Below are 14126 nucleotides of genomic sequence, written 5' to 3'. Positions count from 1 at the left end.
CATTCATATTTATTACTTTTGATAGTATCAAATGATAGTATCAAAATGAAACCTTCATACGAAATAACTCCCGAAATATTAAAATTAATCGTTTCTGTCTCTGAGAAAATTGGAGAAGTAAACGCCAAATATTTAGTAAAACAAAACCCTACATTAAGAAAACAAAATAAGATAAAAACAATTCATTCTTCGTTAAGTATTGAAGGAAACACATTGTCTGAGGAACAAATTACTGCAATTCTTGAAAACAAGAGAGTTGTGGGACCTCAAAAAGATATCATTGAAGTCTTAAATGCTTTAGAGGTATATGATAACTTAAGTTCCTTAAAATATCAGTTTGAAAAAGATTTTTTGAAAGCTCATAAATTGTTAATGAAAAATCTAATTGAAGATCCGGGAACTTACAGAAAAAAAGGAGTTGGAATTGTAAAAGGCGGAAAAGTTGAACATATTGCGCCTCCTTATCAAAATGTTCCTTTTTTGATGAAAGATTTATTCGAATATTTAAGAGATAAATCTGAAATCACGTTAATAAAAAGTTGTGTTTTTCATTATGAAATGGAATTCATTCATCCTTTTATGGATGGAAATGGAAGAATGGGAAGATTATGGCAAACCCTGATTTTGATGAGCGAATATAAATTATTTGAATTCCTGCCATTCGAAACTTTAATTTCAAAAAATCAGGAAGAATATTATAAGGTTTTATCGGTTTGTGACAAACAAGGAAAATCAACCAATTTCATTTCGTACATGCTACAAATAATAGACACTTCACTTTCGTCATTGCTTGAAAATTCTACAAAAAAATTAAACGAAACAGAACGGCTGGAATTATTTATTGAAAACGTAAAAGAAGAATTCACAAGAAAAGATTATATGAAATATTTTAGTGAGTTGTCATCTGCAACAGCCAGCAGAGATTTAAGGACAGGTGTAGAAAACCAAATTATTGAAAAAAGTGGCGATAAAAAAACAACAATATACATCAAAAAATAAAAAGGATTGATTGAGTTTATTGCCTAACAAAAACGCACTTCTATTCTATATAATCTCCAAATCATAGAACTTTCCCGCAAAATTATATAACACGTTTTTTTGTTGTTTGAAGTAATTTTAATCTAACGATAATTAGAATATAAAATTCTTTTTAAAACACTAAAACAGCAAAATCATGCAAAAGAACATTACACGTTTGTTAATGGTATTCGTAATACTATTTTCATTTACCAGTTGCGAAGTTATTGGAGACATTTTTAAAGCCGGAATGGGATTCGGGATTTTTATCGTCATCTTTATTGTTGCGATCATCATCTTTATATTCGCCAAGCTTTTTGGTGGTAAGAAATAAACATAAAAAAAATCCCGATCATTTACTGATCGGGATTTCTTTTTTTATCTAAAACTATGTTTTATTTCGCGTACATTTTTGTTCTTAATTCCTGAACTTTTTCGTCGTCAAGATATTCATCAAATGTCATATAACGATCGATTGCTCCGTTTGGCGTTAACTCTACTACTCTATTACCAACAGTTTGTGCAAACTCGTGGTCATGTGTAGTGAAAATTACGGATCCCTTAAAGTTTTTCAAAGAGTTATTGAAAGCTGTAATCGACTCCAAATCTAAGTGATTCGTTGGTTCATCAAGCATTAGGATATTCGCTCTTTCCATCATCATTCTCGAGAGCATACAACGTACTTTTTCTCCTCCTGATAATACACGGCTTGTTTTCAAAGCTTCTTCTCCTGAGAAAATCATTTTCCCTAAGAATCCTCTAATAAATACCTCATCGCGCTCTTCTTCGGTTTTTGCATACTGACGTAACCAGTCTACCAATGTTAAATCGTTTTCAAAGAATGAATGATTTTCTGCCGGCAAATAAGCTTGGTTGGTTGTAATTCCCCAATCGAAAGTTCCCGCGTCTGCTTTTTGCTGATTGTTCAAAATTTCGTAGAATGCTGTTGTAGCACGCGAATCCTTAGAGAAAAGGACGATTTTATCACCTTTTGCCATATTTAGATCTACACCTTTAAACAAAAGATCTCCATCTACAGAAGCTTCTAAATTTTCTACGTTCAAAATCTGATCTCCTGCTTCACGATCCTGATCAAAAATAATTGCCGGATAACGACGGCTTGAAGGTTTGATATCTGAAATATTCAATTTAGAAATCATTTTTTTACGAGATGTTGCTTGTTTCGATTTGGCAACGTTCGCGCTGAAACGACGAATAAATTCTTCTAATTCCTGTTTCTTTTCTTCGGCTTTTTTGTTTTGCTGTGCACGTTGTTTTGCCGCTAATTGGCTAGACTCGTACCAGAAAGTATAGTTTCCTGAATAGTGATTGATTTTTCCAAAATCGATATCAGAAATATGTGTACAAACTGAATCTAAAAAGTGACGGTCGTGAGATACTACAATTACTGTATTTTCATAATTGGCTAAGAAATTTTCTAACCAAGAGATGGTTTCAAAATCCAGGTCGTTGGTAGGCTCATCCATAATAAGCAAATCCGGGTTTCCAAAAAGTGCCTGCGCCAAAAGCACACGTACTTTAATTTTTCCCTCTAGATCGCCCATTAAAGTATAATGATGCTCTTCGTTGATTCCTAAGTTCGACAACATTGATGCGGCATCAGAATCTGCGTTCCAACCGTTCATTTCTTCAAACTGAACCTGAAGTTCTCCAATTCGGTCTGCGTTTTTGTCGTTGTAGTCTAAATAAAGTTCATCCATTTCTTTTTTAACAGCGTACAAAACTTTATTCCCCATCAAAACAGTTTCCAAAACCGTATGCTCATCGAACATGTTGTGATTCTGGTTTAAAACCGACATACGTTTTCCCGGTTCTAAATGAATGTGGCCAGAAGTTGGGTCAATGTCGCCTGAAATGATTTTTAGAAAAGTAGATTTTCCAGCACCATTGGCTCCAATAACTCCATAAATATTTCCGTGTGTGAATGTTGTATTTACTTCGTCAAACAAAATTCGTTTGCCAAATTGAACTGATAAATTATTGACTGTTAACATGAATGTCTTTTTAATTAATTTGGTGCAAAAGTACGAAAAAAGGTTCTAAGTTGCAAAGGTGCTAAGGTTCTAAGTTTTCACCATGCGAAGAAAATTTCTCGCAAAGCCGCAGAGGCGCAAAGAAAACATACTTTGTGTTGAAAATTTTTACCATATAAGTGACATAAGTTCATTTAAACTAAACTTAAAAAAGAAAAACTTTGCGCCTTTGCGTCTTTGCGAGATTAATTTAACAGCTACATAAGTTCATATAGGCAAACTTATAATTTCTTATATCACTTATATGGTTTAAAAAAATTACAATTTACTTTCTTTCTCTAAAGCGACTTCAAGACTCTCAAAATTAGGCAGTACTTTTGCGATCATACCGTCTTTGTTCAGAATAAAATGTGTTGGGAATGAATTGAGTTGCAGAGCTTCATTCATATAGACTTTCATATTTGGAACTACCGAATATTTTAAAGGTCGTTTCGTTAAAAAAGCCTTTAATTTTTCCGGTGAATCTTCGGCGAGACTTATAAACAGGATATCTTTTCGGTCTTTGTATTCGTCTGCTAGTTTATTTACCTGAGGAAATTCTTTGATGCAGGGCGTACAGTGAATGTACCAGCATTTTATGACAATTATTTTCCCTTTCATGGATTCATTTGTTATCAGATTCCCGTTTAAATCTTTGAACGAGAATTTTGGAAAGGGAGTTCCTTCCATTTCGAAATTTTTGTGGGCATCGAAACCAATTTGATTGATGGTGGCTTTTATACTGGTATCTGAATTGGGCTGAATTTCAAATAGTTTATAATAGTATTTTGAATCCTCTGATTTTAATCGAATGGGGATGAAGTTTCCGTTGGCCAACTGATTTAAGAAAGACTCTTTTGAAATTGCTGCAGAAAGTGGATCTAATGCTATAAAATCTCCGGAAAGCATGATGTTTTTACTTTGGTAAGCGGACCAATCTGTATATGCTTTTTGAATTTGGATTGGGTCAACTTCCGGATTTCGGTATTGGGTTTGGGCAATAGAAAGTGAAAATATTAAAAATGTTATGATACTAAAAATTGATTTTTGCATGAGTTTTATAAGATACAATTGGGTTTCAAAAGTAAAAAATTAATCTTAAACTTTTTTAATTAGATTTGACTATATTNNAAAATGACATTCCCCTTTCAATTTGAAATCTTTGAAAAAACATTTTACTGGCATTTTATATTTGAAACTTTGGCTTTTTTTGTTGGTATCAGAGTCTATTATTTTCTAAAAAAAAGAATTCAGGATCCCATATCGGATACGAATCGACTGATCATTATGATTGGTGCCATGATTGGTGCTTTAATAGGATCAAGAGTAATTGCTTTACTCGAAAATCCCTCGCAAATTGCTCATCAGACTTTTTTAAGTTTATATCAAAATAAAACGGTTGCCGGAGGTTTTTTAGGAGGATTATTGGGTGTTGAATTAATTAAAAAATGCATTGGTGTAAAAATTGCTTCGGGAGATTTATATGTAATCCCAATTATCGTGGCATTATTTATTGGCCGAATTGGTTGTTTTTCAATGGGAATTGCTGAACCTACCTTTGGTAACGAAACGACATTTTTTACTGGAATGAATTTAGGCGACGGATTAAAAAGACATCCGATTGCTTTATACGAAATGGTATTTATGATTTTGCTTTTTATTTTTTTTGAAAAGATAAAAACTAAAAACCTGATTAATGGTGATCGATTTAAGCTTTTTATGGTTTTATATTTCCTCTTTCGATTTTTGGTCGAATTCATAAAACCTTATGAACCTTTATTTCTTAATCTAAGCAGTATTCAATGGAGTTCTATATTTATTTTTGGATATTACTGGAAGTTTCTTTGCAGAATATTTGCCTTTAAAAACAATTAAAATTTTACTTTACCATATAAAATTAATTTGATGAAAACGCGCGATTATATATTTTACGACTATACCAAAAGTTTGTGCCACCATTGTCTGGCTCTTGTAGATACAAAAATTGTATTTCAGGATGACAAAGTCTGGATGCTGAAACATTGCAAAACACACGGCGAAATGAAATCTATGATTGCTGATGATGTCAACTATTATAAGCAGTTGCGTAATTACAACAAGCAGTCTGAAATGCCGTTAAAATTCAACACAAAAGTACATTACGGATGTCCTTATGATTGTGGATTATGTACAGACCATGAACAACATTCTTGTTTAACGATTGTAGAAGTTACAGATCGATGCAATCTCGCCTGCCCTACTTGTTACGCAAGTTCGGCTCCTAATTATGGAAGACATCGAACTTTAGAAGAAATCGAAAAAATGTTTGATACTGTTGTGGCAAACGAAGGAGAACCGGATGTGGTTCAGATTTCGGGAGGAGAACCAACTGTGCATCCGGAATTTTTTAAAATTTTAGACATTGCCAAAAGCAAACCTATCAAACATTTAATGCTAAATACAAATGGTATTCGTATTGCAAAAGACATCAATTTTGTAGAAAAACTGGCGACTTATATGCCTGATTTCGAAATTTATCTTCAATTTGATAGTTTTAAACCTGAAGTTTTAGAAAAATTACGAGGCGAGGATTTAACAGAAGTCCGCAAAAAAGCGATCGAACATTTGAATCAATTTAATATTTCGACCACACTGGTAATCACGCTTCAAAAAGGAGAAAATGATGATGAAATTGGTCAGATAATTGAGTACGCATTACAGCAAAAATGTGTGCGTGGTGTTACTTTTCAGCCTACACAAGTTGCCGGACGAAATGACAATTACGATGACGTTTCAGGAAGAATAACATTGACAGAAGTGCGTAGAAAAATTTATGAACAATATCCCGTTTTTACTCCACAAGATTTAATTCCGGTTCCTTGCAATCCAGATGCTTTATGCATGGCTTATGCACTAAAAATTGACGGAGAAGTATTTCCTATGACGCACTTAATTAATCCGGAAGATTTGCTGAATAACTCAAAAAATACCATAGTTTTTGAACACGACGAAAAACTTAAAACACATATGCTGAATTTATTTAGTACCGGAATATCTGTTGATTGTGCCGAAGGTGAATTTAGTGAACTTATGTGCTGTTTACCCAGAGTTCAATCAGACACATTGAATTACAATAATTTATTCCGTATTTTAATAATGAATTTTATGGATGCCCATGATTTTGATGTTAGGGCAGTCAAAAAATCATGTGTTCACATTGTAAGCGATAAAATGAAGATTATTCCGTTTGAAACTATGAATTTATTTTACCGGGATAATAAAATTGAAAAGATAAGAGAAAAATTAAATGTTTAATACAACTTTTAAAATATGGAGGGTTTAATGTTTTTAGGATTTATTCTTGTTGCAATGTTTTTTATTGGTCTTGGTGGTTTAATTTTCGCCAAAGAAAACAAAAAGCTTTACTTAAGACTATTGTTAATTCCAATAATTATTGCTGTGATAGGTTTTGGAACTTGCGTAGTAATCTTGAGCAATTTTTAATTTTGATAAAAAAAACATGGGAGAGTTTTTAGTTTTAATTGGAGGCTTAACGGCTTTGATAAGCGTGATTGCTTTTTTAATTGGAATTGTACGTTTAATATTTATATCAGATGATAAAAAGCTTTCATTAAAAATCATTTTATATTCTGTAATAGCCTTTATAATTGGCTTTGGAACATGTGCTGCCAATTTTTCATTAAGTGGTATGCATTAATAAAAAAAACCTGGCAATACAGTTGCCAGGTCCATAATACTCTCTTCCGGGTGAAAACCAAATAACAAATCACCTGAATTCGAAGCATTTAATCGAAATAAAAATTAGATTAAAAAATAAATAACCAAACTCAATTTTAACCATTCCCATTTTTCATTTCTAAATTTTCTATTGCTACTAGTTTAAAAAGTTCATTACTTTCAATGACTTTTTGTTTCCCGCCTTGTCTGTTACTATGACTATAAAAATTTGTTTCGTCGAGAAACTTTGATTTTGAAGCAGTACTTCTTTATTGTGCTGAATATTTTTATGACTTACTAATGGCTGTCCTATCGTATTGAATACATCTACCTGAGCGATATCTCCTGTTTCATTTGTAACTGATAATGCATCATTTTTGAAATAAGCTACGGTTCCTTCATTGGCTTCGATTGTATTTAAGTCCAGTTTTTTCGCTGCTGACTGTGAATTAAAATAAGCAGCATACGCATTAGAAAATTGATATCCTGTTCCGCAAGCCGCATCCCAATTGATTGACCATGTCATAACGCCACGCATGTCAGGATATGGACCGCCTTTTAGCGTGTAGGTTCTCCCTGCAAAAGTTGTCCCATATCTCAAATAATTAAAAGCCTGAATTCCTTTTTCAGGTGTTAAATAACCTCCTGCAGGAGCTGCACCCGAACAAGCCGGAATTGCAATTACAATCTTAGAAGCTGGTAATGGCGGGAAATAAAATCCTGTTGAAGCTACGTTGAATCCTTTCATCAACATATCTGACATGGATACCAAAAAGTCCGGTGTAGCTTGTGAATATGCCACATTATCTAAAGCACTTATGGATCCTGTGTTGTACAATTGTACCATTAAAAGATCTAACTCGTTACGTAAATTATGGATTACAGGCAGAAATGAACCTGCACCATCAGAATACACTGAATAACCTACTTGTACATAGAAGGTTTCCGGTGCTGATGTTAAGATAAATCCGCTTCCGTAACTTGCTTTTAATTCTTTGAAAGCATCTACAATATTTTTTAATTTTGGATAAGCCGAAATCGCTGAATAAGAGAAATCTTTTAAGGCTCCTGCTCCAAAATTCATTGATCCGCCTTCGAAGTCAATATCTACTCCATCAAAATTATATTGATCTACAATGGCTTTTAATCCGTTTACAAAAGTATTTTTCTGCGCTACGGTTTGCAATTCTACGTGACCATTTTGTCCTCCGATAGAAACAATAACCGGAATTCCTTTATCTCTCAGGAATTTGATATCGTTCTTTAGTAACTGCGGATTAAAAACGCCGTTTGTCATATATTTTGGTTCGTTTACTACTAAAATTGGCGTATAACCGTCTCTGTTTTGAGTTTCGATGAAGGAGTAAACTACTACATTGAATTTTTTATCTCCCATTTGATTGAAATACAAAAATGGCGCACTTGCATTATCCCATCCGTGCGCATAACCAACAATTACTTTTGCCGGCAATGGATTGAATGTCGATGTTGAATTAGTAATCGCTAACGATTGACTGAAAGTTTTTACTCCGCCGGCATTATCTGTTGCCGTTACTACAATTGCATATGTTTTATACGCATTGGGTGTAAAAGTGTAGTTGTAAGCATTTCCTGTTCCTTTTGTCATTGCAAAAGAAATTCCATCGATACTAATTGAAACTGTCGAAATAGTTCCGTCTGAATCGGTAATATTTACACTCACCGGAACGGCCTGAAATCCTGTTGGCTGATTAATTGATGTTGCCGCTGGTGTCACCCATGCAATTACCGGCAATGAATTAGGGCAAGTTGCTCCTGAACATTGTAAATAGAATGCTTTTGTATTTTCAGCAGTTACTCCATTTGAAGCTGTTACAGTTGCTTTCAACGTATAATTTTTATTAAAATCTGCTGCAACCGGTGTCCAGTTTGCCACATATTCTGTTCCTGCAGAAAGCGTCGCCGTAATATTTTGTCCGTTGATATTAAACACAACCGAAGAAATGCTCACTGTAGGATCTGCAAAAGTTAAGCTTGCATTGGCTTTAAGCTGAATAGCTGTTCCCGGAGCACTAGTTATAGTCGACAAAGATGGACTTGCAATCGTTACTTGCGGTGCAACAGAATTTGAATTGAAATTGTAAACCTGCGGTGTTGTTGGCACTGCAAAATTCGCAAGATTACCAGGAGAATAAACAACATCATTATTCTGCCAGCCATTTAATTTTAAACTTGAAATAGTAGTGTAACCTGCTACAACTGAATTATCATAACTGAAATTTCCCTGAGCATCTGTTGTTGCAATAACACTTTTCCACCCGTGGGCATTATCCGTCCAGGGTAAAATCAATTCTACTTTTGCCCCTGCAACCGGAGTTGAACCGCTTTTTACAGTACCACTAATTAAGTTTGTACTGACTAAACTTTGCTTAAAATCAAATGTTTTGTTCGTCAAAGCAGCATCAAATGTTTTATCATATAAAGAATAAAAATGCGTCAATTTACTTGCGTCTATGCTGGGGATATTAAAATCCCGGCCATTAGTAGACCATTGCGCATCATACCCTACTCCATTTTTGCCGTGAGCCGGCTGTACTAACACGAGTAAGGAAAACAATAACAAAAAAAGCAATCTGTAATAATGTTTCATAATTAAATTAATATTGGTTAATAGAAAATAAATATTCCAATTACGACACCTTACATACGAACAAAGCATGTAAATACCGTAACGGGCTTTCAACAAATTGCAAATAGAAAATATCGCAACTCAATGGAAATTAATTCATATTACTTCTAAAAATAAATACTACTATTACTGAAAATCCATAACATTAGTAAATAGTACTGATTGATATTTATTTAATTTTTCAAAAAAAACCAGGTTAACTGTAAATGATAAATTTGGGGTTCATCAATTTAAATAATATGCTTGTCATGTTTTTGGTTTTATTCTTTTTATCTGGTTTTAAATGTTAATAATTCTTTTAGGTTCTATATTTTATTTTTTTTGATTTAAGGTGTTTAATACAAATGGTGTTACCATATTTACCTCTACCGGAAATTTTCCGGCAGAGATAAATAAATTACTAATCAGGGCTAATCAGGGTAACAACACTTACTAAATACTAACTCAAACCAAATTCATTAAATTAATTTTTTAAGACTTGCATAAACTGATAATTCAACATCTGCGTGGTCTTTTGTATTACATTGTTCTATTAAGTTCTTTAAATCTTCTGCTTTTAATGTTGATTTATTATCTAAAACTAACAGCAATTCCTGCGATGCATCATTTAGTTTTTTAGACAATGGCAAAAGTGGCTGTACTAAAGGTGCATTGGCACCTAACGCTACTAAACCTTTGTTTACAGCAATCCATTTATTAAAAAATACGGTAACTTTTGCTTTGTTTTCCGGTGATTTATTCGCTAAATATTGTGTTACTGCATCATCAAAAGCTAAAGCATCTTTGGCATCCGGCGTACAGGCATCTGCAAAAAGAGTAAATGGAGAATACATCTGATATTCTGTTCCGCCTTTATTACGTGTATATCCTTTTAACGGTTCGCACACATTTGAAAATTCTTCTAAGAAATCGATATTTTGATTGTTTGAAATGTTTCTTAATATAACCGCCTTATTACGAAGATGTGTAATGCCTAATTCTTCTAATCTGAATGAAATCACTTCAAGACGTTTGCGCATATTGGCTACATCTGTAATATCTTCAGCAGACCAAAGTCTTTCAGCAATTGCAGCTGTTCTTGGCCAAAGCCTCGAATCTATAGTCAATGGTGTCACAAGTTCTGTCCACATAGTCGCTTCGCCACCTAATATTCTTGCTTTTTCTTCAGCTGTTAAATTGGCTCCTTTTGGCATAGGGTCATTCAGATAATGACTTGCAATTGGATACATCAGATCAATATAATATCCGTTTGATAAAACTGTTTTATATCCTTTTTTTACTGCATCAACTAATGACTGTCCTGCAACAACTCCTTCGTTTGGACCTCTCCAAGAGTGAATGATAGCATCTTTTGACATGTTTTTGGTCAAAATTTCTTCCCATCCCATTAATTGTTTACCATGTTTTTTCAGCATTGGCACTAGCTGCATTGTAAAATAAGTCTGCAATTCATGATTGGTTGCCAGCTTATTTTTCTTCATGAATTCCTGAATCTTAGGGTTTGAATCCCAGTCTTTACCTTCGTTTTCGTCTCCCCCGATATGAAAATAAGCGCCTGGGAATAATGGACAAACCTCATCAAAAATTTCACTTAATAATTGATATGTTTTAGGATTTGAAGGATCTAATGTTGGCGAAAAAATACCAGCATTTCTTTCAATTCCATAGGTAGCAATTGCTGTACCTTCAATATTTTTTTCAGAAGTTCCGCCTGTCAGTTTGGTTACTTTACTTCCTATTTCAGGATAAGCTGTAAGTATCGCAGATCCATGACCCGGAACATCTATTTCAGGAACTACTAAAATACCGCGCTCATCAGCATATTTTACGATATTTTTAATTTCCTCTTGTGTATAATACATTCCGTCTGAAGCTACATCAATTAGTTTTCGATGTTTTTTCATTTCGATTCTCCATCCCTGATCATCTACTAAATGCCAGTGAAAAACGTTCATTTTCATCGCTGCCAGCGCATCAATATTTCTTTTAATTACATCTACTGGCTGAAAATGTCTTGACACATCAATCATCAAACCTCTCCAGGTAAATCTTGGAAAATCTGATACTTTTGAATTTGGAAAATAAAATGAATTATTTGTGTTTTGTAACATTTGCAATAATGTTTCAAGTGCGTGAAGTGCCCCTAAATCGCTGGTTGCATTTATTGTAATCTGATTTTGTTTAATATCTAAATGATAACTTTCGTCTTCATATAAACCAATTTTCCCGGCTTTAGTACAGTTGATCTGAAGTGTCGCATTCGGAACTTCATTTAATTTTTGAATAAAACCCTGCTCAAAAAAAATACCGGTTCTACCATCTAAGCGACGTAAAAAACGAGTTACTCCATCAAAAATTCGAGGATTTGGATTTCCGGTAATGTTTACTTTAAAAGTTTTGTTTAAAGCAAAATTTCCGTCGTTTACAACAACGCTCTGAGGCCACGGCATAAGATTTAGCTGCTCTTTTTTGATCTGAGCAGTAGACGTTACACCTGCTAATAGTAGGACTAATAAATATTTCATTTTTACTGTTTTTGAAAAGATGTTATCCTGAGATAACAGTATTAAATAGATAAAAGAAACAAAACTCAGAATGACTTCTATTGATTCCTCACTCTCATAACGAAATCAATCTGAATTTTGCAATGTGATTCGCTCTCACCCGAATCTTATATTTTAATTTTAGTAATCAAAACGTTTAAAGGCTTCGATTGCTTCGTATTCTGCCAATCCTAAATCATCGTATAAAATCGCAGTATTTTTGTTACGGTCTTCAGCTCTTACCCAGAATTCTCTTGAGTCATTACCTTGGAACATTACCCTGTCTTTTTGGGACTGATGGTACAAAATCGCATGACGTTTCAATAATACCTCAGATGGAGAAAGCGGAACGGCCATATCGATTTCGTGAATATCCCATTCGTGCCATGCACCTCTGTACAGCCATAACCAACAATCATCCATGTATTTCTCTGGTTTTAATTGTTTCATGGCGGCAAAAATCGCGTTCAGGCAAACTTCATGCGTTCCGTGTGGATCTGCCAAATCTCCTGCAGCAAAAACCTGATGTGGTTTGATTTTGGCGATAATATCTTTGACAATAGCGATATCTTCAGCTCCTAACGGATTCTTTTTTACCTGTCCGGTTTCATAAAATGGAAGATCTAAAAAGTGGGTGTTCTCATCTTTTAAACCAATGTATCTTGTGGCGGCATAAGATTCTCTTCTTCGAATTAATCCTTTTAATTTTCGAACTTCAAGAGAATCAATCTCGTTTTCTGATTTCTGGTTTAAAAATTCAATTACTGATTTGAAGTTGATGCCGCTGCCGGCTTCGCCAATAAAATCCTTGGCTACCTCAGCAAATTTCAATGCTTCGTCATCTGTAACAGCTATATTTCCGGAGGTTTGATATACTACGTGTACATCGTGACCTTGTTTTATCAATTTTGAAAAAGTTCCTCCCATAGAAATCACATCATCATCCGGATGTGGACTAAAAAGAATTACTCGTTTTTTTGCAGGATTGGCTCTTTCCGGACGATGAGAATCATCGGTATTGGGTTTTCCACCCGGCCATCCTGTGATGGTATGCTGCAAGACGTTGAACATATTAATGTTCAGGTCATAAGCAGAACCTTCCTGCGCCAAAAGATCAGACATTCCGTTGTTGTTGTAATCCCTGTCGGTTAATTTTAATATCGATTGTTTTGTTTTTTGGCACAACCAAACAATCGCTTTGCTTTTTAATTCCTGATTCCAAATGCATTCTCCTACTAACCAAGGCGTTTTGAAACGTGCTAATTCAGAGGCTGCTGATTGATCTAATACAAAAGTTGCATTAGCATGATTTTGTAAAAATGTAGCCGGAACTTCTGAACTGATATCGCCCTGAATGGTTCTTTTGATAATATCGGCTTTGTTTTGTCCCCAGGCCATTAAAACAATTCTCTTTGATCTCATAATGGTAGAAACCCCCATGGTAATCGCTCTTTTAGGAACGTTGTCGATACCATTAAAATCTGATGAAGCGTCTACTCTTGTGATGTGATCCAGTGTAATAATTCTGGTTCCTGAATTGATGTGTGATCCGGGTTCGTTGAAACCTACGTGACCGGTACGCCCAATTCCTAATAATTGAAAATCAAGTCCTCCTGCATTTTTAATATTCATTTCGTAATCGATACAATACTGATTCAGTTCATCAATATGTACCGTTCCATCAGGAATATTAACATTTTCAGGTTTGATGTCAATATGATTAAAAAGATGCTGGTGCATGAAATAATGATAGCTCTGATGGTTCTCTTTGGTCATTGGATAATATTCATCCAGATTAAAAGTGATGACATTGCTAAAACTAAGACCTTCTTCTTTGTGCATTCTCACTAATTCCTCGTAAACTTTTATAGGAGAAGAACCTGTTGCTAAACCTAATACGCAAGATTTTCCTTTTTCTTGTTTAGATCTGATTAATTGCGCAATTTCCTGCGCCACAATTACAGAAGCTTCTGTAGAATTTCTGAAGATTTCGTTGTGGATTTTTTCAAATCTGGTTTCTTCAAATTTTCCCGCACTTTTATAGCTGATATCAGGTTTTATTTCTAAAGCACTTTTCATTTCTTTTTTCTTTTTTTGTATTTACAATTTTGGTTTTTGAAATGGTATAAGCAACTCGCATTGCTTATA

10 protein-coding genes are annotated in these 14126 nt (G+C 34.2%); 5 read left to right on the top strand and 5 right to left on the bottom strand.

Translation table 11 applies throughout. The features are described from left to right. Positions 1–45 precede the first annotated feature (45 nt). Positions 46–999 carry a Fic family protein gene (locus tag B0A67_RS12230; protein ID WP_072964943.1) on the top strand — a complete coding sequence of 318 codons (954 nt, stop codon included), beginning with the start codon at positions 46–48 and terminating at the stop codon, positions 997–999. A 175-nt stretch (positions 1000–1174) separates the two neighbouring features. Beyond that, positions 1175–1351, top strand: coding sequence for a hypothetical protein (locus B0A67_RS24975; protein WP_173969674.1), 177 nt, complete (start codon positions 1175–1177; stop codon positions 1349–1351). A gap of 61 nt (positions 1352–1412) precedes the next feature. Here B0A67_RS24975 and B0A67_RS12225 read toward each other — a convergent pair whose 3' ends face one another. Both B0A67_RS12225 and B0A67_RS12220 read right to left on the bottom strand, forming a co-directional pair. Further along, a complete protein-coding gene (locus B0A67_RS12225) occupies positions 1413–3032 on the bottom strand; it encodes an ABC-F family ATP-binding cassette domain-containing protein (protein WP_072964944.1) in 1620 nt (539 codons plus the stop codon). A 297-nt stretch (positions 3033–3329) separates the two neighbouring features. Further along, on the bottom strand, positions 3330–4103 hold the full coding sequence (locus tag B0A67_RS12220) for a TlpA family protein disulfide reductase (protein ID WP_072964945.1): 774 nt from the start codon (positions 4101–4103) through the stop codon (positions 3330–3332). 81 nt (positions 4104–4184) lie between these two features. Between B0A67_RS12220 and B0A67_RS12215 the strand changes: the two genes are divergently transcribed. The 3 genes from B0A67_RS12215 to B0A67_RS12205 all read left to right on the top strand — a co-directional run bounded on the left by B0A67_RS12215 (position 4185) and on the right by B0A67_RS12205 (position 6747). Next, positions 4185–4925, top strand: coding sequence for a prolipoprotein diacylglyceryl transferase (locus tag B0A67_RS12215; protein WP_072964946.1), 741 nt, complete (start codon positions 4185–4187; stop codon positions 4923–4925). Positions 4926–4955: 30 nt separating this feature from the next. Then, positions 4956–6344 (top strand): radical SAM protein, encoded by a 1389-nt coding sequence (locus B0A67_RS12210; protein ID WP_072964947.1) that lies wholly within the window; start codon positions 4956–4958, stop codon positions 6342–6344. Between the two features lie 205 nt (positions 6345–6549). After that, on the top strand, positions 6550–6747 hold the full coding sequence (locus B0A67_RS12205) for a hypothetical protein (RefSeq protein ID WP_072964948.1): 198 nt from the start codon (positions 6550–6552) through the stop codon (positions 6745–6747). Positions 6748–6924: 177 nt separating this feature from the next. Here the strand turns inward: B0A67_RS12205 and B0A67_RS12200 are convergent, their stop codons facing one another. From B0A67_RS12200 to nagB, 3 genes are all read right to left on the bottom strand, one after another. Continuing rightward, positions 6925–9396, bottom strand: a complete 2472-nt coding sequence (locus tag B0A67_RS12200) for a glycosyl hydrolase family 18 protein (RefSeq protein ID WP_072964949.1) — start codon at positions 9394–9396, stop codon at positions 6925–6927. 497 nt (positions 9397–9893) lie between these two features. Next, on the bottom strand, positions 9894–11960 hold the full coding sequence (locus tag B0A67_RS12195; RefSeq protein ID WP_072964950.1) for a beta-N-acetylhexosaminidase: 2067 nt from the start codon (positions 11958–11960) through the stop codon (positions 9894–9896). Positions 11961–12119: 159 nt separating this feature from the next. Continuing rightward, positions 12120–14057 (bottom strand): glucosamine-6-phosphate deaminase, encoded by a 1938-nt coding sequence (nagB, locus tag B0A67_RS12190; protein WP_089069537.1) that lies wholly within the window; start codon positions 14055–14057, stop codon positions 12120–12122. Positions 14058–14126 lie beyond the last annotated feature (69 nt).

This window comes from Flavobacterium aquidurense (genome assembly GCF_002217195.1).
GTDB classification, from domain to species: domain Bacteria; phylum Bacteroidota; class Bacteroidia; order Flavobacteriales; family Flavobacteriaceae; genus Flavobacterium; species Flavobacterium frigidimaris.
Note: the sequence above shows the minus strand (reverse complement) of the source record. Positions and strands in the feature narration are given on the sequence as shown.

Coding starts and splice junctions, on each gene's coding strand:
- B0A67_RS12230 (WP_072964943.1), top strand. CDS start 46: ATGAAACCTTCATACGAAATAACTCCCGAAATATTAAAATTAATCGTT.
- B0A67_RS24975 (WP_173969674.1), top strand. CDS start 1,175: ATGCAAAAGAACATTACACGTTTGTTAATGGTATTCGTAATACTATTT.
- B0A67_RS12225 (WP_072964944.1), bottom strand. CDS start 3,032: ATGTTAACAGTCAATAATTTATCAGTTCAATTTGGCAAACGAATTTTG.
- B0A67_RS12220 (WP_072964945.1), bottom strand. CDS start 4,103: ATGCAAAAATCAATTTTTAGTATCATAACATTTTTAATATTTTCACTT.
- B0A67_RS12215 (WP_072964946.1), top strand. CDS start 4,185: ATGACATTCCCCTTTCAATTTGAAATCTTTGAAAAAACATTTTACTGG.
- B0A67_RS12210 (WP_072964947.1), top strand. CDS start 4,956: ATGAAAACGCGCGATTATATATTTTACGACTATACCAAAAGTTTGTGC.
- B0A67_RS12205 (WP_072964948.1), top strand. CDS start 6,550: ATGGGAGAGTTTTTAGTTTTAATTGGAGGCTTAACGGCTTTGATAAGC.
- B0A67_RS12200 (WP_072964949.1), bottom strand. CDS start 9,396: ATGAAACATTATTACAGATTGCTTTTTTTGTTATTGTTTTCCTTACTC.
- B0A67_RS12195 (WP_072964950.1), bottom strand. CDS start 11,960: ATGAAATATTTATTAGTCCTACTATTAGCAGGTGTAACGTCTACTGCT.
- nagB (WP_089069537.1), bottom strand. CDS start 14,057: ATGAAAAGTGCTTTAGAAATAAAACCTGATATCAGCTATAAAAGTGCG.